This is a genomic window from Pseudoruegeria sp. HB172150 (genome assembly GCF_013184805.1).
GTDB lineage: Bacteria > Pseudomonadota > Alphaproteobacteria > Rhodobacterales > Rhodobacteraceae > Psychromarinibacter.
Genome location: NZ_JAATNG010000005.1, coordinates 43,255 through 65,822, shown reverse-complemented (window position 1 = coordinate 65,822; position 22,568 = coordinate 43,255). Strand labels below are relative to the sequence as shown.

At 62.5% G+C, this 22,568-nt stretch carries 27 protein-coding genes; 11 read left to right on the top strand and 16 right to left on the bottom strand.

Features of this window, described 5'->3' with window-relative positions; genetic code table 11:
- Positions 1-24 precede the first annotated feature (24 nt).
- The 4 genes from rpsK to HCO70_RS18960 all read right to left on the bottom strand — a co-directional run bounded on the left by rpsK (position 25) and on the right by HCO70_RS18960 (position 2,199).
- Complete coding sequence (rpsK, locus tag HCO70_RS18975; protein ID WP_172299131.1) at positions 25-414, bottom strand: 30S ribosomal protein S11; 390 nt, start codon at positions 412-414, stop codon at positions 25-27.
- A gap of 15 nt (positions 415-429) precedes the next feature.
- Complete coding sequence (gene rpsM, locus HCO70_RS18970; protein ID WP_172299129.1) at positions 430-798, bottom strand: 30S ribosomal protein S13; 369 nt, start codon at positions 796-798, stop codon at positions 430-432.
- Between the two features lie 290 nt (positions 799-1,088).
- Positions 1,089-1,538 carry a YtoQ family protein gene (locus tag HCO70_RS18965; protein WP_172299127.1) on the bottom strand — a complete coding sequence of 150 codons (450 nt, stop codon included), beginning with the start codon at positions 1,536-1,538 and terminating at the stop codon, positions 1,089-1,091.
- 16 nt (positions 1,539-1,554) lie between these two features.
- Positions 1,555-2,199, bottom strand: a complete 645-nt coding sequence (locus tag HCO70_RS18960; protein ID WP_172299125.1) for a phosphoribosyltransferase — start codon at positions 2,197-2,199, stop codon at positions 1,555-1,557.
- 438 nt (positions 2,200-2,637) lie between these two features.
- Between HCO70_RS18960 and HCO70_RS18955 the strand changes: the two genes are divergently transcribed.
- Positions 2,638-3,069: a MucR family transcriptional regulator gene (locus tag HCO70_RS18955; protein WP_172299123.1), complete on the top strand. Its 432-nt coding sequence runs from the start codon at positions 2,638-2,640 to the stop codon at positions 3,067-3,069.
- Between the two features lie 498 nt (positions 3,070-3,567).
- Here the strand turns inward: HCO70_RS18955 and HCO70_RS18950 are convergent, their stop codons facing one another.
- Complete coding sequence (locus tag HCO70_RS18950; RefSeq protein WP_172299121.1) at positions 3,568-4,050, bottom strand: hypothetical protein; 483 nt, start codon at positions 4,048-4,050, stop codon at positions 3,568-3,570.
- A 634-nt stretch (positions 4,051-4,684) separates the two neighbouring features.
- Between HCO70_RS18950 and HCO70_RS18945 the strand changes: the two genes are divergently transcribed.
- Positions 4,685-5,602: a hypothetical protein gene (locus HCO70_RS18945; protein WP_172299119.1), complete on the top strand. Its 918-nt coding sequence runs from the start codon at positions 4,685-4,687 to the stop codon at positions 5,600-5,602.
- 16 nt (positions 5,603-5,618) lie between these two features.
- Positions 5,619-7,703: a methyl-accepting chemotaxis protein gene (locus tag HCO70_RS18940; protein WP_172299117.1), complete on the top strand. Its 2,085-nt coding sequence runs from the start codon at positions 5,619-5,621 to the stop codon at positions 7,701-7,703.
- Between the two features lie 166 nt (positions 7,704-7,869).
- Here the strand turns inward: HCO70_RS18940 and pheT are convergent, their stop codons facing one another.
- The 5 genes from pheT to pheS form a co-directional block, all read right to left on the bottom strand.
- Positions 7,870-10,269, bottom strand: coding sequence for a phenylalanine--tRNA ligase subunit beta (gene pheT / locus HCO70_RS18935; protein WP_172299115.1), 2,400 nt, complete (start codon positions 10,267-10,269; stop codon positions 7,870-7,872).
- A 70-nt stretch (positions 10,270-10,339) separates the two neighbouring features.
- The gene (locus HCO70_RS18930) at positions 10,340-10,621 is read right to left on the bottom strand and encodes a YrhK family protein (protein ID WP_172299113.1); all 282 of its coding nucleotides are present in this window, start codon (positions 10,619-10,621) and stop codon (positions 10,340-10,342) included.
- A gap of 66 nt (positions 10,622-10,687) precedes the next feature.
- Positions 10,688-11,092, bottom strand: coding sequence for a cupin domain-containing protein (locus HCO70_RS18925; RefSeq protein WP_172299111.1), 405 nt, complete (start codon positions 11,090-11,092; stop codon positions 10,688-10,690).
- A 145-nt stretch (positions 11,093-11,237) separates the two neighbouring features.
- Positions 11,238-11,600, bottom strand: a complete 363-nt coding sequence (locus HCO70_RS18920) for a DUF2513 domain-containing protein (protein ID WP_172299109.1) — start codon at positions 11,598-11,600, stop codon at positions 11,238-11,240.
- Positions 11,597-12,670: a phenylalanine--tRNA ligase subunit alpha gene (gene pheS / locus HCO70_RS18915; RefSeq protein WP_172299107.1), complete on the bottom strand. Its 1,074-nt coding sequence runs from the start codon at positions 12,668-12,670 to the stop codon at positions 11,597-11,599. Before pheS ends, HCO70_RS18920 begins: the two co-directional genes overlap by 4 nt.
- Before the next feature lie 135 nt (positions 12,671-12,805).
- Between pheS and HCO70_RS18910 the strand changes: the two genes are divergently transcribed.
- Both HCO70_RS18910 and HCO70_RS18905 read left to right on the top strand, forming a co-directional pair.
- Positions 12,806-14,224 (top strand): GMC oxidoreductase, encoded by a 1,419-nt coding sequence (locus HCO70_RS18910; protein WP_172299105.1) that lies wholly within the window; start codon positions 12,806-12,808, stop codon positions 14,222-14,224.
- The gene (locus HCO70_RS18905; protein WP_172299103.1) at positions 14,224-14,646 is read left to right on the top strand and encodes a hypothetical protein; all 423 of its coding nucleotides are present in this window, start codon (positions 14,224-14,226) and stop codon (positions 14,644-14,646) included. Before HCO70_RS18910 ends, HCO70_RS18905 begins: the two co-directional genes overlap by 1 nt.
- Before the next feature lie 2 nt (positions 14,647-14,648).
- On the opposite strand, the gene HCO70_RS18900 is transcribed toward HCO70_RS18905, so the two are convergent.
- From HCO70_RS18900 to rpmI, 4 genes are all read right to left on the bottom strand, one after another.
- Positions 14,649-15,533, bottom strand: a complete 885-nt coding sequence (locus tag HCO70_RS18900; protein WP_253913384.1) for a glycine reductase — start codon at positions 15,531-15,533, stop codon at positions 14,649-14,651.
- 55 nt (positions 15,534-15,588) lie between these two features.
- A complete protein-coding gene (gene opgC / locus HCO70_RS18895) occupies positions 15,589-16,788 on the bottom strand; it encodes an OpgC domain-containing protein (RefSeq protein ID WP_172299099.1) in 1,200 nt (399 codons plus the stop codon).
- A gap of 264 nt (positions 16,789-17,052) precedes the next feature.
- On the bottom strand, positions 17,053-17,418 hold the full coding sequence (gene rplT, locus HCO70_RS18890) for a 50S ribosomal protein L20 (protein ID WP_172299097.1): 366 nt from the start codon (positions 17,416-17,418) through the stop codon (positions 17,053-17,055).
- Between the two features lie 17 nt (positions 17,419-17,435).
- Positions 17,436-17,636 carry a 50S ribosomal protein L35 gene (gene rpmI / locus HCO70_RS18885; RefSeq protein ID WP_172299095.1) on the bottom strand — a complete coding sequence of 67 codons (201 nt, stop codon included), beginning with the start codon at positions 17,634-17,636 and terminating at the stop codon, positions 17,436-17,438.
- A 303-nt stretch (positions 17,637-17,939) separates the two neighbouring features.
- Between rpmI and HCO70_RS18880 the strand changes: the two genes are divergently transcribed.
- Positions 17,940-18,536: a lytic transglycosylase gene (locus tag HCO70_RS18880; protein WP_253913383.1), complete on the top strand. Its 597-nt coding sequence runs from the start codon at positions 17,940-17,942 to the stop codon at positions 18,534-18,536.
- Positions 18,537-18,554: 18 nt separating this feature from the next.
- Here HCO70_RS18880 and HCO70_RS18875 read toward each other — a convergent pair whose 3' ends face one another.
- Both HCO70_RS18875 and pyk read right to left on the bottom strand, forming a co-directional pair.
- Complete coding sequence (locus tag HCO70_RS18875; protein ID WP_172299093.1) at positions 18,555-18,776, bottom strand: hypothetical protein; 222 nt, start codon at positions 18,774-18,776, stop codon at positions 18,555-18,557.
- A gap of 4 nt (positions 18,777-18,780) precedes the next feature.
- On the bottom strand, positions 18,781-20,226 hold the full coding sequence (pyk, locus tag HCO70_RS18870) for a pyruvate kinase (RefSeq protein WP_172299091.1): 1,446 nt from the start codon (positions 20,224-20,226) through the stop codon (positions 18,781-18,783).
- 141 nt (positions 20,227-20,367) lie between these two features.
- On the opposite strand from pyk, the gene HCO70_RS18865 reads away from it, so the two are divergent.
- The 5 genes from HCO70_RS18865 to HCO70_RS18845 all read left to right on the top strand — a co-directional run bounded on the left by HCO70_RS18865 (position 20,368) and on the right by HCO70_RS18845 (position 22,560).
- The gene (locus tag HCO70_RS18865) at positions 20,368-21,108 is read left to right on the top strand and encodes an N-formylglutamate amidohydrolase (protein ID WP_172299089.1); all 741 of its coding nucleotides are present in this window, start codon (positions 20,368-20,370) and stop codon (positions 21,106-21,108) included.
- Between the two features lie 16 nt (positions 21,109-21,124).
- Complete coding sequence (locus HCO70_RS18860) at positions 21,125-21,442, top strand: DUF1244 domain-containing protein (protein ID WP_172299087.1); 318 nt, start codon at positions 21,125-21,127, stop codon at positions 21,440-21,442.
- A 73-nt stretch (positions 21,443-21,515) separates the two neighbouring features.
- Positions 21,516-21,782: a hypothetical protein gene (locus HCO70_RS18855; protein ID WP_172299085.1), complete on the top strand. Its 267-nt coding sequence runs from the start codon at positions 21,516-21,518 to the stop codon at positions 21,780-21,782.
- Positions 21,779-22,042 carry a hypothetical protein gene (locus tag HCO70_RS18850; RefSeq protein ID WP_172299083.1) on the top strand — a complete coding sequence of 88 codons (264 nt, stop codon included), beginning with the start codon at positions 21,779-21,781 and terminating at the stop codon, positions 22,040-22,042. The genes HCO70_RS18855 and HCO70_RS18850 overlap by 4 nt, the downstream gene beginning before the upstream one ends.
- Before the next feature lie 110 nt (positions 22,043-22,152).
- On the top strand, positions 22,153-22,560 hold the full coding sequence (locus HCO70_RS18845) for a response regulator (protein ID WP_172299081.1): 408 nt from the start codon (positions 22,153-22,155) through the stop codon (positions 22,558-22,560).
- Positions 22,561-22,568: the final 8 nt, after the last annotated feature.

Sequence of the window (22,568 nt, the reverse complement as noted above, 5' to 3'; positions counted from 1 at the left end):
GCCCGTCGAAGATACGATCCTTGGTCAGACGCGGCGGCGCTTCGGCGGGCGGCAGCCGTTATGAGCGATCGGCGTCACGTCGCGGATCGACGTGATGTTGAAGCCCACGGCGGCCAGGGCGCGCAGCGCGGATTCACGGCCCGAACCCGGACCCTGAACCTCGACTTCCAGCGTTTTCACGCCGTGTTCCTGCGCCTTCTTGCCGGCATCTTCGGCAGCCATCTGGGCGGCGTAGGGAGTCGATTTGCGCGAACCCTTGAAGCCCATGGTGCCGGCGGACGACCAGGCAATCGCGTTGCCCTGCACGTCCGAGATCAGGATCTTGGTGTTGTTGAACGACGAGTTCACATGAGCAACGCCAGCGGCGATGTTCTTGGAAACCTTGCGCTTCGGAGCGCGACGATCACGTGCCATCTGTGCTGCCCTTCCTTACTTCTTCTTGCCGGCAATCGGCTTCGCCGGGCCCTTGCGGGTACGGGCGTTGGTATGGGTGCGCTGACCGCGCACGGGCAGGTTGCGGCGATGGCGCAGGCCACGGTAGCAGCCAAGGTCCATCAGACGCTTGATGTTCATCTGAACTTCGCGGCGCAGGTCGCCTTCGACAGTCAGGTTGGCGTCGATGTGCTCACGGATCTGCAGCACTTCGGCGTCAGACAGCTCGTTGACCCGGCGGGTCTCTTCGATGCCGACGGCGGCGCAGATGGTCTTGGCCGTCGCAGGGCCGATTCCGTGGATATAGGTCAGCGCGATCGGAACGCGCTTGCCTGTAGGGATGTTAACACCGGATATACGGGCCACGTATATGTCCTTTTCGGTTGCGGTTCCGTAGCTCCAGAACCTTTTTTCACAACGGAAGCCCGAAGGCTTTCATGCCGACGGGCCAAATTGGTATGTCTCTAACTGAAGGTGGGGCGCGACCCCTTACTGCAGCCGATTCTCTGTCGAGAGGTTGCGGAATAAGGTCTTGACCCGGGAAGGTCAAGAGTACGCCCACATGATTCGTGCCCCGACTGGGGCACAAATCCTAAAAAACCGTATCCCGACCGCATGCATGCTGGCAAGCCCCTTGCCGGAAAGGTGACTTTTCGTCAGCGCGACAGCTTTCCGGTCAGCACGTAGCGCAGGATATCGACCACCTGGTCCGGCTCATCGGCGACGGCAAGTGCCGCCGCGTCGACCTCCTTCAGGGCGTGCTGGTGATCCGGCCCGTGAAGCACGATCAGCGACTTTCCAAGAGCCGCCGCATAGCCTGCATCGAACGCCGCATTCCACTGCCTGTACTTCTCGCCGAAGCGTACGACCACGACATCGGCATCGGCGATACCCTTGCGGGTTCGGATCGCATTGACCTTGGCGCCCTTGTGGTCGTGCCAGAACTTGTTCGGCTCCGCGCCAAGGATCTCTACCCCGCAATCGTCGCTGGCGGCGTGATCCGTGACGGGGGAGCTGAATTCCACGTCGAGCCCTCTGGACCCGTCGATGATCTGCTCGCGCCAGTCGGTGTGGATCTCTCCCGAGAGATAGACCTTCAGCCCCATATCCCCTGCCCTTTTCTCAGTTCCGGTTCGCGTCGAGACAGGCAATCACCTCGGCGTCGCTGGTCTGCGCAAAGTCGTCATAGCCCTGACCGACCGCGTAGAAAACCGCCGGTGTACTGAGACAGACGAAACGGTCGACCATCTGGGCAAAGCGCGGCTCTGCGTCCTGCGGCGCGATGGGGACCGCCAGGACGACCTGCCGTGGCCCCTGAACCGAGACCGCCTGTAACGCCGCACGCAACGTGGCGCCGGTAGCGATACCGTCGTCGACCACCACCACGTCCCGCCCGGCCAGTGGCACGCGGGCGCGGCCCTTGAGATAGATCTCGCGGCGGGTCTTAAGGGTTTCCAGCTCGTGTTCGTAAGTCTCCTGCAGGTCATCTTCTCCAATGCCGAGACCGTTAAGGACGCTGTCATTCCAGACCACCTGCGGCTTCGGTCCGTCGGCGACGGCACCGGCGGCGAATTCGGGATTTCCGGGCGCGCCAATCTTGCGAACAAGGATAAGATCGAGCGGCGCGTTCAGCTTTTTCGCAACCGGTGCGGCGACGGGGACACCACCGCGCGGCAGAGCCAGCACGACCGGGTCCGCCAGACCCAGCGCCGCAACGCGCTCGGCCAGCGTCTCGCCCGCGTCGGTGCGGTTGCGGAATCGCTGCATGAGATCCTCCTGCCGGGCCAGATTTCCCGGACCGGCAGCGTATGTCAAAGCACCAGTCTTGTTGACATGCGGTTGGATATTTGCGGCAGCCGGTAGATTTATGGGCCTGCTGATCCTTGTTGGGCCATGGTTCGACTCTGCGGGTGGTGACGCGGTCCGGCGCTGGCTTGACGCCGTGCTTCCCCGCAATTGGACCCGGAGCGAAAGACGAACTGCCGTGGCTCTCTTGACTCGCTCCTTGCAGCTCGAAGCCGACCTGGAAGTAAACTGAGTAGAGCTTAAGCATATCTTAATAAAAACGTTCCAATAAAAACATTCGGATATGGAGTTCGGCAAATACTTGCCGCCCGTTTCTACAATGTGAATGGCGCGGGGCTGGTAAAACACAGTGATCAAGCGTAGTCAGACGCGCAGAATCCCAAAGACGAGAACAAGTCCATGAAAGACATCATAGAATCCACTGAAAGTACGGACGACCTCCTTTCACTTACGACCGAGATTGTCGCTGCCTATGCCTCGCGCAACCAGATGGCATCCGACGAACTGTCCGGCATGATCCAATCTGTCCATGCAACTCTCGCTAATTTGGCCGGCGGCGCGCCCGAATTGGTGGAAGAGCCTGTCGCACCCCTTGTTCCCGCTGTTCCGATCGACGCCTCCGTCACCCCGGACGCGATCATCTGCCTCGAGAACGGCAAGCCCTTCAAGACGCTCAAGCGTCACCTGCGCACCTCCTATGACATGTCGCCCGAGGAGTATCGCGAGCGTTGGGGTCTTTCCAAAGACTATCCGATGGTCGCACCGAACTACTCTGCCAAGCGTTCGAAGACCGCGAAGAAAATCGGACTGGGACGGAAAAAGGCGGCATAGTACGCCCCCTTTTCCGAACCTTTCAAAAAGTGATCGACCGCTCTCTGTGCGCTCTAATTCGTTGGGGCGCCACGAGAATCACGTCCGAATTGCAAGCGTACTTTTGATTATCAGAGCGGCGGCGTGCTATTACCTGCAGCACTATGTAATTATCGCAATGAAGTTAGACCTGATAACGGTTTGCGGTCTGAGCATCTGGCGGCGACCTGTGTGACAATGATCCACTCAGGAAGGTGCGGCCTTCGTTGTTTGTGCTGCAGGACATCAAGCCGCGAGCGGCTCTCGAAGTTGTTGAGCGACCGGCTACTCGCCCCCCTCCATCGGGATCGGCTTGCCAACGCAGCAATATACCGGACCGCAGAGCTTTTCTGCGCCCAAGCGTGGGCCGCTGATTATGAAACAACGGCCCAGCTTTTTCTATTGCGATGGTGCGGCCGACAAAACCACCTCACAGGTGAAGATCGTCACGTAGTTCTGCCGCGGCTCTGATCCCTGGAACTACTGCCCGTTATCCATGGTGGTGTGCAGAGATTCCAACGTGAATGTCTGAAAGATCAGGGGTTGCCTGCGCATGGGTTCAAGCTTTTCCAGCACCTCGTGCCGCACGCCGGCCGCCTGCCAATCCTTCATGGTCGCCTCGTCCGGAAAGACCGATACGACCACCACTTCCGTCGCGTGTTCGTCAACCATGAAGAATGTCAGCCTGTCATGACCATGGTCGACAATCGCGTCGCTGAAACCCTCGATGACCAGTTTTTTACCGGCCTCGAACTCGGCGGGTTTGAACTTGTGGGTATAGACGATTACGGGATCGCCTTCTTCCGGAGGCGTGATCGGCTCCTGAGCTACGGCCGGGACGGCGGCCGCGGTCAGCGAAAAAAGCAGGAGTCCTGCCGCGAGCATTCGAGGGGGGGTGTTCATGGTTGATTTCTCCCTAGTGGACAAGTGTTGCCCGTGCACACCCAACACGGAATTCGACATTTAGGTGTTTCCCCGCCCTCCTGCAACCGCCCTGTTACTGTAATCCGTGATCGGTCGGAAGTATATCAAACCCCGAGCTTTCGGCACCACATGCCTGCTGTCAGGTGACCGCAAATATTGCCACACTTAATCCGCTACAAACAAGGAACTTTGTCTTACGCATCAATATGTTCTCGCGCTTAAAAACTTACGTCGACCATTCCCGTTGTGTGCCACCGGAGCGCCTGGTCTGACAGTTCATTTGGGTCGATCTGGCGCATGGGATATCCATGTTCGGTTCGAATGGCGCCGAACGGAGACGGGTGATTCCTTGACCAGGGCCGGACGCTTCGCTGCGACTCGTAAAGAGTCGGGTCATTCAACGAATGAAACGCCACGGTACGAACGCACGCTGCCAGTTTGTTTGCGCAGGTGCTAAGCGCCGATGCCCATTCAAGATCGGCATGGCATCCATGAACACTGTTTTCCCTTTTCGCCGCCGATCGCGGTTCTTGTCGGAAGACTTCGGACACGCTCCGCCCCTCAGGACCAGCGGTCGTTTACGCGGTATCAACCCGGTCGCGATAGGTGCTCTTTTGCCCGTCCGTGCGGTCATCCCGGCCTGCTCCGGACATTCGCCCTGGGGAGTCCGCCGATGCGCAGAATTCTAATCCAATCCATGTTCTTTTTAACCTGTCTGGCCGCACCGGCTATTCCGCAGGAGGCTACGCCTGACCACGTCTTCCAGACAACCGAGACCGTGCGCCTGGAGTTGGAATTGCTGAACGCGGCCAATTTCTCCGAGGTGCCGGAAGTCTCGGTTCCGGCAGACCCGACACGCCCACGGCATGTATTGCAGAATGCGCGCGATGTGTGGCGCAAGCTTCAACTTCTGCGATACATGAATGGTCTTGACACACGGGCCCTGGCGCCGTTGCCGTCGCAGGAAGTGACGCCCTCGGATGTGAAACACGTTGTCGACCAGATCCAGGCTGACGTGCTGGAACTGCACAGTGCCTACGGTATCGAAGAGGAGATCGCGGTACCCGCGATGCCCAGCGGCAAGACACCGGCGGATGTCTACGGCAACCTGCTGCGGATCTCGGCACAGCTCGATGCGCTCGGCGTACCGGCCACTGTCCCCAATGATGTGCACCGGATCGCGATGACACTGCGCCTGACGCTGCAGGAGATCGCGGACGCGGCGGGCGCGTCCTATAAGATCGAGGGGCTCTGGCCGGAATCCGGCCGGACCCCGGCCAATGTCTATTCGGCTGCTATCAGCCTGATCTCGGACCTGTACGCATTGGCAGAGAAGGACAGCCGTTTCGCCGTCGACGGCATTGCCGTGCCAGAAGCGAAGAAAGAGGGGATCACGCCATCGGATGTAATCCTTGTGCTGTCCCGCGCGATGGCAGATGCCCACGCGATCAAGACAGCGGCAGGTGTCGGTACACCAACGCGGTTGGCGCCGCCTGAAGGCGGCAGGACGCCCTCGGACGTGTTTTTCGTAATCAAGCAGTCACGGATCATCGTCGCGGCCCTGTCCGGCGAAGAGTCCAGCCTGTTCTGAGGCGGAAGGTCAAACCATGAAAGAGATCACTTCGCCAGGGGCCGAACTGCCGAAGCCCAGCAAATTCGGCATTGGAGCCCGCATCATGGTGTGGGTTCTGGTGCCGATTGGTGTGCTCGCCATTCTCAACACCGTCACACTCGAGCTGGCGTCGCGACGTTCCGAACAGTCGCTCGAGCATCATGATGCCGCGCTGGCCACCAACGAGGATATTAGCCAGACCAGCGCCGCGATGACCTCGTCCTTGCTTGAGATCAACAGCCTGCTTGTCGGGATGGAAACATTGCGCCGGGCGAACCTCGACGCAAAGGTTTTTGACCCAGCTCCCGAAGTGGTGTTGCGCGACAGGCTCGACACCGAGATCGGAACATATTTTTCGGCGATTATGCAGCTATCTGCAGTGCTGGGGAAAGGCAGCATATCCCAGCCCGAACTTGACCGAAGTGTCGTTTTCCTGACCAGGACGGCCGCCCAGATCGAACGGCTGATGTCACTCTACCTGGTATCGAACAGCCGCACGTTGCGGATGGCAAGAGACGGAAATTTCGAGCGCGCGCGCAATAATTTCCTGTTCGAGGAGACGCACCGCATCGAGGCGATCCGCAACAAGCTTGACAGCACGAGCCTGAAGTTCAGCGAAGTGACCGCCGATGTCGGCAGGCTGCTGGCCGAAGCGAGCCGCCAGAGCGCGGCGGAAGATCACGCCGACGAAGTGAGGAGCCAGAAAATCTCCTATGTCATCCTAGCCTTCATCGCCCTTGTCGCCGGCGGCGGGTCGTTCCTGTCTGTGCGCGGATCTGTCATCCGGCCGCTTGGGCGCCTGAATGGTCAGATGCTGGCCATCGCGGGCGGCGCACTCGATACAGAACTGCCGGACGCGAAGCGCCGGGACGAGCTTGGCGCCATGGCGCGTTCGGTCGAGGTCTTCCGCGCCAACGCGATTGAAAAGCTGCGGCTGGAAGAAGAAGAGGAAACCGCGCGCCGGGCGGCGAAAGCAACGGAACGAGAGCGGCAGGCAGAGGAAGCGGCACGACAGGAAGCGGACCGCCAGCGTGAAATCGAGGACGCGCGGCGCAAACAGGAAGAACAGGAAGCCCGGGAGGCGGCCCGGCAGGCCGCGGAGACCGAGCGCCAGGAACGGCTGGCAGAGCAGAGCCAGGTGGTTACGGAACTGGCGAACGCACTGGGCCGGCTGGCCGCTGGGGACCTGTCGGAGACCATCGACCGCGAACTGGCCGAGGGCTACGACAAGCTGCGCGTGGATTTCAACGAAGCGGTGGCCAACCTGACCAGGACCATGGGGCACATTCTCGTATCCGCCGAAACGATCCGCAACGAAGTCGACCAGATCGCAAGCGCTTCGGACGCTCTGGCACAGCGGACAGAAAGCCAGGCAGCATCGCTCGAGGAAACCTCGGCGGCGCTGGAGGTCCTGACCACATCCGTGAAGAGCGCGGTCGACAGCTCGGCCGAAGTCGACGCTTTCGTACGCGAAGCCCGCGATTCGGCCGAACACAGCCAGGAGGCCGTCACCTTGATGGTGGATGCAATCGAGGGCATCAGCAGATCCTCGCAGGAAACCGGCAAAATCGTCAGTTTGATCGACGATATCGCGTTTCAGACCAACCTGTTGGCGCTGAATGCGGGGGTAGAGGCCGCCCGCGCCGGTGAAGCGGGGCGTGGCTTCGCGGTCGTCGCCTCGGAAGTCCGCGCACTCGCGCAACGCGCCTCTGAGGCAGCACATGACATCAACACCCTGATCGCCCGCAGCGACGAGCAAGTCCGGGCCGGGACCGGCCAGGTCGGCGAGGTGCGCAGCGCGCTTGAAGGCATCGTGAGCACCGTCGGCCTCGTGGCCGAACGGGTGTCTACCATCACCGCCAAGATGGTGGAGCAATCACAGGGACTGGGCGAGATCAACAGCGCAGTCGGGCAACTCGACCAGCTGACCCAGAAGAATGCGGCGATGTTCGAGGAGACGACCGCTGCCACACGCCTGCTGGTAACGGAATGCGAGACGCTGAACGGCGCCGTGTCCCAATTCGCACTGGCCGACGACCCTGGCCCAACAATAGAGCAGGCCCATCGCGGCGCCGCTTGAGCGTCGGGCTCTCAGACCTTGGGCTGTTTCGCCGATCTGTCCAATCGGAAAACAGCCTTAAAGCGGACTCACTAAACGCAGAACAACCCGCCCCGGCGGAAATGCCGGAACCGGGACAATGACCATGCGGGTCCGTCACGGCCCGCGAAACCAAATCGACGCCAATTTAGCCGCGCAGCACACCGCCGGTAGCTTTGGTCACTTTATCGACGATCTTGGCACCAACTGCCTCGATCTGCTCGTCGGTGAGCGTCGCGCCGGTGGGCTGTAGGCGCACTGTGATGGCCAGGGATTTCTTGCCTTCACCCAGCGCACCGCCAATGAACTCGTCGAAAACGCGGACGTCCTCGATCAGCGCCTTGTCTGCGCCGGCGGCAGCGTTGACGAGGGTCAGCGCCTCGACATCGGCATCGACAACAAAGGCAAAGTCGCGTTCCACCGCCTGCAGATCGCTGATTTCCATCGCCATCCGGGTCGTCGCTCCAGAGCGTTTCTCCGGCACTTCCTCGGGCCAGATGGTGAAGGCCATCGCCGGTCCCTTCACGTCCATTTCGCGTAACACCTTGGGGTGCAGCTCGCCGAAGACGCCCAGCACCTTTTTCGGGCCGAGACAGATCTTGCCCTGCCGTCCGGGGTGCCACCAGCCCTTGGCGCCGCGCAGGATCTGGACCTTGGCGGGCGCACCGATTGCGGCCAGCACGGCCTCGGCATCCGCCTTCACGTCGAACACGTCGACCGGGCGGCGCGCGCCGTGGACATCGCGCGGACCGCTATGGCCGATCAACAGGCCGGTTGCCTGCAGGTGCTGCTCTTCCGGTTCTGCGCCGTGGAAAGCCCAGCCGCACTCGAAAAACGCCAGATCCATGAACCCGCGCGCCTGATTGCGCGCCGCAGCCTGAAGCAGCCCCGGCAGCAAAGACGGTCGCATATGGGTCATCTCGGACGAGATCGGGTTTTCCAGCTTCGTCGAATCTTCGCCGCCGAACAGCGCCGCCGACGCCGCGTCGATGAAGGAATAGGTCACGCATTCATTGTAACCCAGCGCCGCCATCGTGCGCCGCGCAGCATGCTCGCGCTTCTGCTTCGGCGTCGCGATGGGTTTCGGCACACCGACCTGCGGGCGCTTCATCGGGCGGCCTTCGAGTTTCGTCAGCGAGGCGATCCGTGCGACCTCTTCGACTAGGTCCGCCGAGCCTTGCACGTCCGGCCGCCAGGAGGGCGGATGCGCCATGTCGCCGTCGAGGCGGAAACCAAGCGCCTCCAGCGTCGCGCGCTGCGTCTCTGCCGGGATCTCCATGCCGACGAGCGACTCCACACGGTCGGTGTCGAGCTTGTACGCGCGGTCCGATTCCAACGGCGCACCGTCCTGCACTACTTCGGACGGCTCACCGCCGCACAGGTCGAGGATCATCTTCGTCGCCGCTTCCAGCCCGGGCAGGGTGAATTCGGGGTCCACGCCACGCTCGAACCGGTATTTGGCGTCCGAATTCAGTTTCAGCTTGCGGCCCGTGGCGGCGATAGTCACCGGATCCCAGTAGGCGCTTTCGACGAAGACGTTCACCGTCGCTTCGGTACATCCCGAATGCGCGCCGCCCAGACAACCACCGATGCTTTCCAGCGCTTCGGCGTCGTAGATGCCCATCATCCCCGGTTCGACGGTGTAGGTCTTGTCGTCGAGTCCCTCGTACTCGGTCGGCTCGTCGACATAGCGCACGGTCAGGTCACCCTTGACGATATCGGCGTCAAAGACGTGCAGCGGGCGGTTCATGTCGTAGGTGAAGAAGTTGGTGATATCGACCAGCGCAGAGATCGGCCGCAGCCCGATCGCCTTCAGCCGCGCCTGCAGCCAGGCGGGGCTCGGCCCGTTCTTCACGCCCCGGATCACTCTGCCGGTGAAATGCGGGCAGTCCTTGGCCTTCACGTCGTCGGCGATGGTCACCTTGATCGGGCTCTCGAACGCACCCGGCACAGGCTCGACCACGTAGGGCTTCAGCGTCCCCAGACCGCGCGCCGCAAGGTCGCGGGCGATGCCGTGCACGCCCAGCGCATCCTGCCGGTTCGGCGTGATCGCGATCTCGATCATCGGGTCGACCTTCGCCGGATCGTTGGTGGCCAGCCAGTCGGCGAATTCCATACCCACAGGCGGCTCGCCCGGCAATTCGATGATGCCGTCATGCTCTTCGGACAGCTCCATCTCGCGCTCGGAACACATCATGCCGTGGCTCTCGACGCCGCGGATCTTGCCGACCTGGATCGTGGTATCGATGCCGGGCACGTACATCCCGGGTTTGGCCACCACTACGCGGATACCCTGCCGGGCATTGGGCGCGCCGCAGATGATCTGCTTGTCGCCCTCGTCGGTCTCGACCACGCAGACGCGCAAGCGGTCGGCATCGGGGTGCTGCACCGCCTGTTTCACGAACCCGACCGTGAAGCCCTTGAGCGAATCGAGCGGGTTCACCACCTCCTCGACTTCCAGCCCCAGGTCGGTCAGTGTCTCGGCGATCTCGGCCACCGATGCGTCGGTGTCGAGATGGTCCTTCAGCCAGGACATCGTGAATTTCATCGGTTTGGCCCTTTGCCTCGTCTTCGGTCGCCGGGGCTCTCTAGCCCAATGACCGCGGGACCGGAAGGGGTTAGGCTTCGGCGCGCTTTGCCAGCTTGTCCAGCTCTCCCATCCGCGCCAGCTTAATCTCCCGCGCCAGGCGCAGCGACGGTTTGGCGGCGAACAGGATCGAACCGATCAGAAACAGCCAGGTCGCGGGCGTCTGGGTACTGTCCCAGAAGAACAGCACCGAGCCGATGGTAAAGCAGACCGCCGCCGAGAAATCGACGAAGGTATGAACCAGCTCGAACGCGGCATAGATCCGGCGCGTGTCTTCGTTGCGGTCGCGGTTCTCGTGGCGGAACAGGCGCATGGGCTCTCCTTTCTGTGGCGTCGCGCCACGTTCTAGAGGCCCAGCGCCGTCAGGCAAACCGCGGCGTCATTCCGAGACGGTGTTCGGCGTGTTCTCCGCCCCGGCAAAGACCGCCAGGATCCGCACGATACCGTCGCCGGTATTGGTGCCGTTGTGACGAGTCTCGAACGCCTCGATCAGGCTGTCGCCCTCGCGATAGGTGTTCTTGCCGTCCGGCCCATAATCCACGGTGATCTCGCCCTCGAGGATATAGGCGAAAAGCGGCGCGTCATGCACATGCCAGCCGGTAGAGGCGCCAGGCTGCATCGTGACGATGGCCGCGGTGATCTTGGCGTCGCCCTCTGGATAGGTGAAATCCTGCCCGATCACCGTTTCCTTTGAGGACAACAGCGTCTCGACCGGCGGATACGTGTCCTTGGCGAAAGCAGGACCGGCCAGGAGAAGGGCGGAAAGTAAGAAAGCGGTGCGCATAGGGGCTCCTGATTTTGGGGGCCGGCGCAGGGTCGCGGCAGAGCGACGTGGGGTCAAGTGGTAAGACCCGAAGTGGTGTCTTGCTGTCTTGTTAGGTGAGACACTAGGACTTGGACCTGAAAAGAGTTGGCCTAATGAACTCCTGTCAGATGTCTATCCCGGTGTGCTGTTCGATTTTCTTTTTCGCAAAGCCAATGGCAACCGCTTTGATGATCTCAATCGCCGCACTTCCACCGGTCTCTGCAACCGTTTCCTTTGTCTTCTCCCAAATTCCGACATCGCGAACGGAATCGAGAAAATCGTGACCTTCCCAAGTTAGGTGAACCTTTTTCCGCTCTTGAGAGCGTACAGCTCCCACCCAATTCAGTAGCCCGGCCTGTATCAACAAGTTTACATGGTGGGCCTTTTCGGGACCCAACTGTTTGAAGTCGTACTGCTTTGCCTTCCCGTCGTCCTTGGCTTCGACTTCCAAAAGGATCTCACGAACGAGATCCATGTTGCGTTTCATCGACTCAACCCGCTCACCAGCGACGGCACGTCTAGCGCCGAGAACCCGTAGTGCCGCAGCCAGCGCAGGTCACTGTCGAAGAACGCGCGCAGGTCCGGGATGCCGTATTTCAGCATCGCCAGCCGGTCGATGCCCATGCCGAAGGCAAAGCCCTGCCACTGGTCCGGGTCGATGTTCCCGGCCTGAAGCACCTTGGGGTGAACCATGCCAGAGCCGAGCACCTCCATCCAGTCATCGCCCTCGCCAATCCGCAGCTGTCCGTCGACCCAGGAACACTGGATGTCGACCTCTGCCGAAGGCTCGGTGAAGGGGAAGTGCGACGCGCGGAAACGGGTCTTGATGCCGTCGATCTCGAAAAAGGCCGAGAAGAATTCCTCCAGCGTCCATTTCAGGTTCGCCATCGAGATGTCGCGGTCGATCGCCAGCCCCTCGATCTGGTGGAACATCGGCGTGTGGGTCTGGTCGTAGTCGGCGCGGTAGACGCGGCCGGGCGCGATCACGCGGATCGGCGCGCCATGAGCCTGCATCGCGCGGATCTGCACCGGCGAGGTGTGGGTGCGCAGCACGTGCGGCACGCGGTTGTCGCCCTCTTTCCGGTGCATGTAGAAGGTGTCCATCTCGGTCCGGGTCGGATGCTCGGCCGGGATGTTCAGGGCGTCGAAGTTGTACCAGTCGGTTTCGATCTGCGGCCCCTCGGCGACGGTGAAACCCATATCGGCGAGGATGGTCGTGACCTCCTCGGTCACCTGGCTGACCGGGTGGATGGTGCCCTGGCGCCGCGGCCGCGACGGCAGGGTGACGTCGAGCCATTCGGTTCGCAGGCGCTCATCCAGCGCGGCGTCGGCCAGCGCCGACTTCTTGGCCGCCAGCGCGGCGTTGATCTCGTCCTTCAGCGCGTTCAGCTTCGGGCCCATGACCTGACGCTCTTCCGGGGTCATCTTGCCCAGCTCACGCATCTGCAGCGCGACCTCGCCCTTCTTGCCGACCGCCTGCACGCGCAGGTCCTCCAGCGCGGCCTCGTCGGCTGCGGAAGAGATCGCTTCAAGGTATTTCGTTCTCAGGTCGTCCATCGCGGGGCCTCGTGTGGCAGGGTCGCGGCATCTGCTACAAAGCGGGCCGTCCGAATGCAAGGCCGCGTGCCTTGCCATAGCGCCGGGTGCCGGTATGATTCCGGCCAATCAAAGAGGCAGGAGCAGCCACAGCCTATGTTCGCCACCACGACCCTGGCCGACGCGGCAAAGGTGCGATGGGATGTGGTCATCGCGGGTTCCTCTTTTTCCGCCATGTTCTTCCTGCGGGGCCTGCCGCCAGACTCACGGGTGCTGATCGTCGAAAAGGGTGAACTGGTCGACCACGCGACCCAGATCGAGCAGCGCGACGACCGGGCCAAGGACGACTACGCGATGACCAACACGTCGGGCCACCGCAAGGACTGGTTCGCGCATCGCCTTTTCGGCGGCAATTCCAACTGCTGGTGGGGCCAGACGCCGCGGTTTCATCCCAATGATTTCCGGTTGGCAGAGTTGTATGGTGTCGGCGCACCCTGGCCGCTGGACTACGACACGCTGGAGCCGTTCTACACAGAAGTAGAAGAGCTGATGGAGATCGCGGGCGGCGGGACAGAGGCGATCTTTCCGCGTTCGGCACCCTACCCCTACCCGCCGCACATCCCCGCACGCACGGATATCGCCTGCATGAAGGCGATGCCCCAAAGCTGGTTTCACGCGCCCAGCGCCCGGTCCAACGGCGGGTCACGCCCGACGTGTTGCGCCAATGGGGTCTGCGACCTGTGCCCGATCGAGTCGAAATTCACGATCCTGAACAGCGTCGACAGCTTCTCCCGCGACGGCGTCTCGCTCCTGCTGCAGGCCGAGGCCCGGCATGTCGGGATCGCCGCCGGCGCGGCGGACGGCCTTGTCGTTCGCGGCGTGGACGGCACCGAGGTCACGCTGCACGCCGATCTCGTCGCGCTGGGTGCCAACGCGATCAACAATGCCACAATCCTGCTGCGCTCCGGTCTGACCTCTCCGGCACTCGGGCGCTATCTGCACGAGCAGGCGTCATACGAGATAGAGGCGGATATCGGCGCGCCGAATTACTATGGCGGCACCTCGATTACCGGCCATTGCTACGCGCTTTACGACGGGCCGCACCGCCGCGACCGGGCTGCGGTGCTGGTCGAGAATTACAACAGCCCCTATTCGCTGCGCACCGAGCCCGGGCGCTGGACCGATCGGATCAGCATTAAGCTGATCGCCGAGGACATTCCTCAGGCGGAAAACCGGGTGGAACTGGATGCAGACGGCGAGCCGCATATCCACTGGCAGGGTCATTCCGATTATGCCATGCGCGGGCTGGACCACGCCATCGAGAGCCTGCCCGATATCCTGCCCTTCCCGGTGGAGCGGATCGTGCGTCAGGTCCTGTCGATCACCGAGGCGCATATTCAGGGCACGCACCGGATGGGCGACGATCCGGCGGCCTCCGTCACCGACGGCTACATGCGCACGCACGAGGTCAGCGGGCTCTACGCGCTCGGCGCCGGCGGCTATCCGACGTCTTCTCCGGTGAACCCCACGCTGACACTATCCGCGCTTGCCCTGCGCGCCGGGCGGTCCGCCTGATGGCCGCCTCACGCCGCACCATTTTGCTGGGCGCCCTTGCCGGCACTGCGGCACTGGCGGCGGCCCCCTTCCTGACCCGCCGGGTCGAGCACGAACTGCGCCACATCCTGCGGGTCAATTTCGGCCGTCGCATCGCCGATGCGCCGGCAGCCGACGATTTCATCGAAGAGGTTGCCGCTATCTGGAACGGCGTCAGCAGCCAGCGCGACCGGATTGTCAAACCGACGCTCTGGATGCTGAGCCCGGTGCTGGAGGACCAGCGGGACGAACGTGCGGCGCTGGAGGAAACGATCATCCTCGGCTTTCTGCAGAGCACCAACGCGGTGCGTGCCTACGAAACCGGGGGCGAACTTGTCTATCTCGGGATCGGCGACCGGTATGACCAGCCCTGCGGCAACGCATTCAGCGCCGACTGGCTTTAGCTTCAAGCTTCGCGCAGTTCACGCGCCTTCGCCTTGCCGGCATCGAATTCGGCTCGCCGCGCCGCGATCTGCTCTGCCGACAGCTTGGCCGGGTTGGAATAGTCCTGTTTCCAGGCAGGATCACCGGGCCACTCCAACGGCGAAACCGTCGTGGTGTTGGGCGTTGTCGCTTGCTCCAGCAGGTCCAGCGCCAGACCGAGCGTCAGGTCCTGCCCGTCGGGGTCGTTCGGACGGCCGGCCGAGTTGCCGAGCGGGAAGTCCGAGAAAACGAAGCGCGGCGCGCCGACATATTCCACGATGTCCTTGGCGCAGCCCATGACGACGCTGGGAATACCGGCCTGTTCCAGGGCGCGGGCGGCCAGCGTAACCGACTGGTGGCAGACCGGGCAGTTCGGCACCAGAACCACGGCATCCGCTCCGTCGCGGTGGCAGCGCGCCATGAGGTCGGGACAGTACTCGTCCATCGTCACGCGCTGTGAGCGGTTGGTCGGCAGCCCGTAGTATCGCTGCGCCACCTGCACGCGCCCCGCTTCTGCCGCGCGCCAGAGGGCCGCGAGCGGGAAGTAGCTGCCGATATCCTCCGCCGTGGTGTGATCCCGGTCGATGCCGATGTGAGATATCCGCAGATCCGGCATCGTGTCGGTCGGGCCGTCATAGACATCGAAGAACTTCACCGCGGCGTTGTAGGGCGCGCCCGGCCCCTGATCGCCCTTGCCGGGCTGATAGGGCGCGGCGGTGGTGACGATAGCGACAGCTGTTTCGGCAAGCGGCCTTTTCAACGGGGCAAAGGGCGTCACGTCAAAATGCGCCCAGCGGTAGGGCGGGCCATAGCCCAGCGCGACGTAGTAGTCCCGCGTGCGCTGCATGTAGGCGGTGGGATCGGTCATGACGCCCATCCTCGGCCTATTCCCGGGAAAAGCAAGCGGCCGGGTTCGGGCAGTCTTACTGCGAAGGAACCGGCTGTTCCGCGGACCGGGCCTTGGTGTTAGCCGGTTTCGGCTTGGACTGTCGGGCGTTCAGCCACGCGGCAACGAACAAGGTCAGCATCAGCGCCACCGTGATCGCCTCTCGCGGCCAGACCGGCAGTTCACGGATCCAGGGCCAGCCACCAAGCATCACCAGATAGCAAAGCCCGACATGCCATGTGTAGACCTGAAGCGAGTGCTGCCCGAGGAACACCATCGGCCGCCATTCCATGACCATGCGGATGCCTTTGGTCAGCTGACGAACTGGCCAGAGGCTCGAAGCATTGCCGACCGTCAGCAGCCAGACGAAGATGTACGCAACCGCGAGGAACTCGATCAGGGCCAGCGGAGTCAGCGTCCGGCGCTCGAAGATCTGGTCGAGCCATTCGGCGGTTTCCAGCGGGAAGCGACCTTCGTTTCGCAGGATGGTCAGCGTCAGGATGGCCGCCGCGATGATGAGGCACAGGGCGAATGCGGCGGTGGCCGTGCGGGTCTTCAGGAAGGACAGGTCGAGCCGGTCCTGCGCGATGCGCATGCCGACAATCAGGCCACCGAAATAGAGGATCTGCCAGGCAAAACGGTCGAGGTAGAGGCCGAGGTCCACGTCCTGGCCGGCCAGCCCGGTCAGTGCGGCGATGCCGGACTGGACCCAGTCGACGAGGCCGACCTGCACCGCCAGCCAGGCGAGCACGGAAAGGACGACAACCGTGATCTCCCGACCGTCGCGCAGCGCCCGCAGGGCGAGCGGCGTCAATGCCATGAAGACGATGTACATGGGCAGGATGTTGATGAACATCGGCCCGGAGAGCAGCGTCAGCCCCATTGCAAGCGACAGCGCCGGACGGTCACCCCAAATGAAATGGACGGGTCCATTGGGGATCAGCAACGTGCTGACGAAGATGGCGACAAGAAGCAGGGCGTGCCACTTGTAGACGGTGCGGATGCGGGCAAACAGGCTTTGCCGCATCGTCTGTTCAGAGCGGTACAGCAGGCGGCGGCCATAGACGATGCCGATGATCAGGCCCGAGAGCAGGACAAAGCCCTGCGCCACATCCGGAAAGCCGAATTGATGGTTGAGCTTCCGGCCAAACGACGATCCGATGAGCAGCGCAAGGTGGCCCATGGTCATGCAGACCAGGAACCAGCCGCGAAAGCCGTCTAGGATGCCAATTCGCATCTGTGGTGTTTCCTCAGCGTTCTGCCGTGGATTGCGCACCCGATCCCTGACGGCCAAAGCTGTCGGGACTTGGGAGCAAAGGGATCGAAAATGAGGCGAGGGGCGGAAATGTCGCCGCGTCACTGGTGCCGCAGGATATCACCCTGATACGCGAGTGGCCGGACCGGTTCACCGGAAGCTGAGGCTTGCACATGCCACCCGGCAAAGAAAAACCGCGGGCCCATTTCCGGACCCGCGGTCAATCTCGGAAACCCGATGTCGAAATCAGGCGGCCAGGGCGGCCTTGGCCTTGTCGACGATCGAGTTGAACGCGGCCGGCTCGTTCACGGCGAGGTCGGCAAGCACCTTGCGGTCCACCTCGATCCCGGCTTTCGCCAGACCGTTGATAAAGCGCGAATAGGTCAGCGACTCGTCGTGCGAACGGACAGCGGCGTTGATCCGCTGGATCCACAGCGCGCGGAAGTTCCGCTTGCGGGCCTTGCGGTCACGGGTCGCGTACTGGTTCGCCTTGTCGACGGCCTGGGTCGCGGTTTTGAAGTTGGTCGACCGGGCGGCATAGTAGCCTTTCGCGGCCTTGATCACCTTTTTGTGGCGGGCGTGGGTGACGGTACCGCCTTTAACGCGTGGCATCTCTCAAATCCCTCCGATCAGCGGTCGTATGGCATGTAGCCCTTGACGATCTTCGCGTCAGGGGCAGACAGCGTGGTCGTGCCACGCGCGTTGCGGATGAATTTCTTGTGGCGCTTGATCATCCCGTGCCGCTTACCGGCCTGGGCCGTTACCACCTTGCCGGTGGCCGTCACCTTGAAGCGCTTTTTCGCGCTCGACTTGGTCTTCATCTTCGGCATTTCCGTCTCCTTGCGGTTTTCAAGCGCGACTCGGCATGCCATTGGCCGGCCACGCAGACATTCGAGTGGCGCCGTATAAGGGGAGGCGACCTCTGTGGCAAGCCCCGATTGCAGCCGCGCCGGGCCGCGCTTGTTGCAATGCAGCGGCAGAGACATGCCGATGCGGTTCAGACAGTTCAGCCCGCGCCGCGAATGGGCTATATTGCCACCAAGAAAAAACAAATCGAGCAGTAGACCATGTACTCCCCCTGTCCGCACCGCGGAACGCGGTTTGCCGTGCCGTTTCGCAATGGCCCCCAACGCTTGCGACGGCTGGCGCCGGTGGCGGCGATTCTCGCCGCCGCGGCGCTGGCCGGTTGTTCCTCGTCCTCCGACAAGATCGCACCGCCGCCAGCCGACCCCGAAAACGCGTGCGCCGTGCTTCTGGAACGGCCTCACTATTACAAGGCCCTGACCGCATCGCGCGACCGGTGGGGCGTGCCGATGAACGTTCAGATGGCGATGATTTTTCAGGAGTCGACTTTCCGATCCAACATCCGCCCGCCGCGCGGGAAATCGTTTGGCTTTTTCCCCGGCGAGCGTCCCTCCTCTGCCTACGGCTATGCGCAGGCACTGGACGGGGCCTGGGGCGATTACCTGAAAGGACCGGCGCGGAACGGTGCGACGCGGGACAATATCTTCGACGCGACCGACTTCATGGGCTGGTACGTGAGCGAGGCCAACGCCTCGCTGGGCATCTCGAATTCGGACGCCAAGCGGTCTTATCTCGCCTATCACGAGGGGCGAACCGGGTACCGGCGCGGCAGCCACAAAAAGAAGAGCTGGCTGCTGCAGGTATCTGACGGGGTCGCGGCACGGGCCGCGAAGTACGACGATCAGCTGACAGCCTGCGGCGCCTGACCGCGCCGCAGCTTCGGCCTACCGAACGAAATACGCCACCACGCGCACGAAGGCGCCGGGGATCTCCTGCAGCGTATAGGGCCGCTGATTCATCGCCAGCGCAAACAGCCCGCCGCCGATCAGCAGAACGATGGCCGCCGCTCGGGGCGCGCGCCGGTCGGCGAAAGCGCCCAGAATTGAGGGAACCGCAAACGCTATCAGGATCAGGCCGACCACCAGATACAGATCGGCCGTCGTCATCACGTCATTCCGGCTCGGCCGAATAGATCTTGCGCTCGTCGCAGGGCGCGACCCGCAGGATGTTTGTTGTCCCCGGCACGTTGAAGGGTACACCGGCAGTAACCACGATGTCGTCCTCCCGCGTGGCAAAGCCCTCATGGGTCGCCGCCCGCACGGCCCGCACGACCGCTTCCTTGAATCGTCCCATCTCGTCGGTCTTCACGCAATGGGCACCCCAGGTCAGGCACAGCCGACGCGCGGTGGTGACCGTTGCGGCCATGGCGATAATCGGCACGCGCGGCCGTTCCCGCGCAACCAGCGAGACCGTGGTGCCGGATTGCGAAAAGCAGGCGATAGCCTTGATTTCGGCGGTTTCCGCGATTTCGCGCGCGGCAGAAACGATACCGTCGGCCACGGTCTTTTTCTCTGCCCCGCGAGAGGCTTCGATCACCGTGCGATAGGTCGCGTCGCTTTCCACTTCGAGCGCCACATTGTGCATGGTCTGCACTGCCTCGATCGGGAAGCGTCCGGCGGCGGATTCCGCCGAGAGCATCACGGCGTCGGCGCCTTCATAGATCGCATTGGCCACGTCCGAGACTTCAGCGCGCGTGGGCATCGGGCTGTCGATCATGCTTTCCAGCATCTGCGTCGCGACGATCACCGGCTTGGCCGCGGCACGGCATTTGCGGATCAGGCGTTTCTGGATCGGCGGTACCGCCTGGACGGGGAGTTCGACACCCAGATCGCCGCGCGCCACCATGATGCCGTCGGACACCTCGAGGATATCGTCGAAGGCCTTCACCGCTGCCGGCTTCTCGATCTTGGCCAGCACCGCGGCGCGGCCCTTCACCAGGTCCCGCGCCTCGATCATGTCTTCGGGCCGCTGCACGAAGGACAGAGCGATCCAGTCGACGCCAAGTTCGGCCACGAATTCGAGATCGGTGCGGTCCTTGTCGGACAGTGCCGCGAGCGGCAGCACGACGTCGGGCACGTTCACGCCCTTTCGGTTCGAGATTGTGCCACCGGCGATCACCTCGCAATTGGCAAAATCATCTCCGCATTCATTAACACGCAGCCGGATCTTACCGTCGTTGACCAGCACCGTCGTGCCCGGCTCCAGCGCCTGGAAGATCTCGCTGTGCGGAAGGCAGACGCGGGTCTTGTCGCCGGGTACATCCTCCAGATCGAGGCGGAACATCTGGCCGTCGGACAGTTCCTCCTCGCCGTTCTCAAAGGTGCCGACCCGAAGTTTAGGGCCCTGCAGGTCCGCCAGGATTGCGATCGGACGCCCGGTATCCTCTTCGATCTTGCGGATATTCGCGTGGCGCAGCGCGATCTCTTCATGCGTGCCGTGGCTCATGTTCAGACGGAACACGTCGGCCCCGTTCCGGAACAGCGCGCGGATCATGTCGTATCCGTTGCTCGCCGGTCCCAGCGTCGCAACGATCTTGATGTTTCTCAGGCGTCTCATACGCTGAAATGTCCCCTGGCCAGTCTGTTAGCGGTCTCACTCGGCTTGGCCCATCCTATGGCGGAAAAGCCCCAAACTGACAACTGGCGCTTCCCGGACAGGCAGCTTATTCAAACGCCTGATACAAAGGATGCCGTTTCTATGAGCTTTTCCGCCTTTGAGGTTCTGGGCGAGGACCGCCCGGGCCGCTGGCTTGTTACCTGCGACCATGCCTCCAACGCCGTGCCGCCGATGATCGCCGGCGGAGATCTGGGCCTGCCAGAGCGCGAGATGGGCCGCCACATCGCCTACGACATCGGGGCCGCGGGGGTGACGCGCCATCTGGCAGAGCACCTGAATTCACCCGCAGTGCTGTCGACCTTCTCGCGCCTCGTAATCGACCCGAACCGCGGCGAGGACGACCCGACGCTGCTGATGCAGCTGTACGACGGAACGGTCATTCCGGGAAACCGGGTGCTGGACGAGGCAGAGCGCGAGAAACGCCTGAACCTGTGCTACCGGCCCTATCACGAGGCGGTGGAGCGGCTGTCGGCGCGGCAGGAGAACACCGCCTACTGCGCGGTGCATTCCTTTACCCCGCGGCTGAATGGACGCGCGATGCGTCCGTGGCAGGTCGGTATCCTCTACGGCTACGACGCGCGGCTGGGGCGGACGCTGATCGACCGGCTGCGCGAGGAACCGGACCTGTTCGTGGGCGAGAACGAGCCGTATTCCGGGTCGCTGGCCGGGGACAGCGTCGACCGCCACGCGCTGCATCACGGCCGGCCGAACGCTCTGATCGAGATCCGGCACGACCTGATCGAAACACCCGAGCAACAGGCCGCATGGGCCGAACGGCTCGCCCCGATCCTTGAAGAGGCGCTTCACCGCGCCCAAGTCTGAGAGCAGGAGGACAGCCATGGACGACCAGACCCGTATCGAGCTTGAGGCCGCCGCCTTCCGCCGCCTGCGCCAGCACCTGATGCAGGACAGGACGGACGTGCAGAACATCGACCTGATGAACCTGGCCGGTTTCTGCCGCAACTGCCTGTCGCGCTGGTATCAGGAAGCCGCGAACGAACGTGGCATCGAGATGAGCAAGGACGAGGGGCGCGAAGTCTTCTACGGCATGCCCTATGACTACTGGAAATCCCTGAACCAGACCGAAGCGGGGCCGGAGAAACAGGCCGCCTTCGAGAAAGCGTTTCGCAAGAATGTCGGCGATCCGAAGGCCTGATGCCGGTGCCGCCGGAAATCGTGAATTGCCGCAAGAAAGGGCCGGGCGTTAGACTCCCGGCAAGGAGTTTGAGATGAAAGCACTGCTGACAATGGTCCTGATTGCGGTGGCCCTTCCCGCAGTCGCCGAGCCCAGTTCGCAGCTTGTCACGCTGGTGGAAAACAAGATGCGAAAGTACGACGTCCAGGCCGATGTGTCGCGGTACGACAGCGCCACGGTTGCCCGGCTCTACTCGATTCTTCAGGCGGATGACGATTATTATCAGGTCAACCTGCAATTGCGGACGCAAATCGAGAAGGCCGAGGCCGCGCTGGCCACAGGAACGGAGATTAAGCAATGATCCGCACGTTGATCTTATCTGTCGCGCTTGCTCTGGCTACCGGGGGAGCACAGGCAGACGGTCGCACGCAACTGTTGGAAAACGTTTCCCGCGACCTGCATCGCTATGTCAACGGCGTGAATCCCGAGGATTTAAGCACTCATCAGCTTGGCGCGATCTACGCGACGATCCACTCCAGTGCGAGCGAGTCGCGAAAGCGTCGAATGATCCGTTCGATGGTCGGCGGCGGTTACTCGTTGCGTTCGCTCATTTTCAACTGATAGGCGAGTATTCGCCGAGGTAAACGGCGCAACTCCACACTTAACCAACTGTTAACCCGCTAAGCTTACCCGTTGGCAATCGCAAAGGTCCGACGGGGAGCGGCGGCGCAGTGAAGATACTTGTTCTGGAGGACGACGCGAGCTTGGGAGAGCTTTTTCAGCAGTCACTGGAAGAAGACGGCCATGTGCTTGAACTGGCCCTGACTTGCGAAGACGCGGTGAACGCGCTGAGCCGCGAGAAGTTCGACCTTCTCATCGCAGACCTGATGATCGAAGGAGAGACCTCGATCCCTGTGCTGGATTTCAGCCGCTTCTTCCGCCCTGAGGCCGAGATCATTCTGGTCACCGGCAGCTCGCTGTTCCCGAACGGCGAAATGCATTTCGCCGTATCGGACGTGGCCTACCGCCTGCAGAAGCCCGTTGCCCTGGACGAACTGCGTGCCCTTGCCGCACATTGCGGGCGCACCAGTGGGCGCAAGCGCGTAGCGAGTCGGGAGTTTTGCGCCCAACCTGCCTGACGCAGCTG

What these genes read in the sequence shown, in the direction of transcription:
- HCO70_RS18960 (WP_172299125.1), bottom strand. Translation starts at nt 2,199, where the DNA reads ATGCAGCGATTCCGCAACCGCACCGACGCGGGCGAGACGCTGGCCGAG.
- HCO70_RS18905 (WP_172299103.1), top strand. Translation starts at nt 14,224, where the DNA reads ATGGCCGCCTCACGCCGCACCATTTTGCTGGGCGCCCTTGCCGGCACT.
- HCO70_RS18920 (WP_172299109.1), bottom strand. Translation starts at nt 11,600, where the DNA reads ATGAAACGCAACATGGATCTCGTTCGTGAGATCCTTTTGGAAGTCGAA.
- rpsK (WP_172299131.1), bottom strand. Translation starts at nt 414, where the DNA reads ATGGCACGTGATCGTCGCGCTCCGAAGCGCAAGGTTTCCAAGAACATC.
- HCO70_RS18865 (WP_172299089.1), top strand. Translation starts at nt 20,368, where the DNA reads ATGAGCTTTTCCGCCTTTGAGGTTCTGGGCGAGGACCGCCCGGGCCGC.
- HCO70_RS18860 (WP_172299087.1), top strand. Translation starts at nt 21,125, where the DNA reads ATGGACGACCAGACCCGTATCGAGCTTGAGGCCGCCGCCTTCCGCCGC.
- HCO70_RS18855 (WP_172299085.1), top strand. Translation starts at nt 21,516, where the DNA reads ATGAAAGCACTGCTGACAATGGTCCTGATTGCGGTGGCCCTTCCCGCA.
- HCO70_RS18945 (WP_172299119.1), top strand. Translation starts at nt 4,685, where the DNA reads ATGCGCAGAATTCTAATCCAATCCATGTTCTTTTTAACCTGTCTGGCC.
- HCO70_RS18930 (WP_172299113.1), bottom strand. Translation starts at nt 10,621, where the DNA reads ATGCGCCTGTTCCGCCACGAGAACCGCGACCGCAACGAAGACACGCGC.
- HCO70_RS18875 (WP_172299093.1), bottom strand. Translation starts at nt 18,776, where the DNA reads ATGACGACGGCCGATCTGTATCTGGTGGTCGGCCTGATCCTGATAGCG.
- HCO70_RS18850 (WP_172299083.1), top strand. Translation starts at nt 21,779, where the DNA reads ATGATCCGCACGTTGATCTTATCTGTCGCGCTTGCTCTGGCTACCGGG.
- HCO70_RS18955 (WP_172299123.1), top strand. Translation starts at nt 2,638, where the DNA reads ATGAAAGACATCATAGAATCCACTGAAAGTACGGACGACCTCCTTTCA.
- rplT (WP_172299097.1), bottom strand. Translation starts at nt 17,418, where the DNA reads ATGCCACGCGTTAAAGGCGGTACCGTCACCCACGCCCGCCACAAAAAG.
- HCO70_RS18900 (WP_253913384.1), bottom strand. Translation starts at nt 15,533, where the DNA reads ATGACCGATCCCACCGCCTACATGCAGCGCACGCGGGACTACTACGTC.
- HCO70_RS18965 (WP_172299127.1), bottom strand. Translation starts at nt 1,538, where the DNA reads ATGGGGCTGAAGGTCTATCTCTCGGGAGAGATCCACACCGACTGGCGC.
- pheT (WP_172299115.1), bottom strand. Translation starts at nt 10,269, where the DNA reads ATGAAATTCACGATGTCCTGGCTGAAGGACCATCTCGACACCGACGCA.
- HCO70_RS18940 (WP_172299117.1), top strand. Translation starts at nt 5,619, where the DNA reads ATGAAAGAGATCACTTCGCCAGGGGCCGAACTGCCGAAGCCCAGCAAA.
- pheS (WP_172299107.1), bottom strand. Translation starts at nt 12,670, where the DNA reads ATGGACGACCTGAGAACGAAATACCTTGAAGCGATCTCTTCCGCAGCC.
- HCO70_RS18925 (WP_172299111.1), bottom strand. Translation starts at nt 11,092, where the DNA reads ATGCGCACCGCTTTCTTACTTTCCGCCCTTCTCCTGGCCGGTCCTGCT.
- HCO70_RS18950 (WP_172299121.1), bottom strand. Translation starts at nt 4,050, where the DNA reads ATGTCGAATTCCGTGTTGGGTGTGCACGGGCAACACTTGTCCACTAGG.
- HCO70_RS18910 (WP_172299105.1), top strand. Translation starts at nt 12,806, where the DNA reads ATGTTCGCCACCACGACCCTGGCCGACGCGGCAAAGGTGCGATGGGAT.
- pyk (WP_172299091.1), bottom strand. Translation starts at nt 20,226, where the DNA reads ATGAGACGCCTGAGAAACATCAAGATCGTTGCGACGCTGGGACCGGCG.
- opgC (WP_172299099.1), bottom strand. Translation starts at nt 16,788, where the DNA reads ATGCGAATTGGCATCCTAGACGGCTTTCGCGGCTGGTTCCTGGTCTGC.
- rpmI (WP_172299095.1), bottom strand. Translation starts at nt 17,636, where the DNA reads ATGCCGAAGATGAAGACCAAGTCGAGCGCGAAAAAGCGCTTCAAGGTG.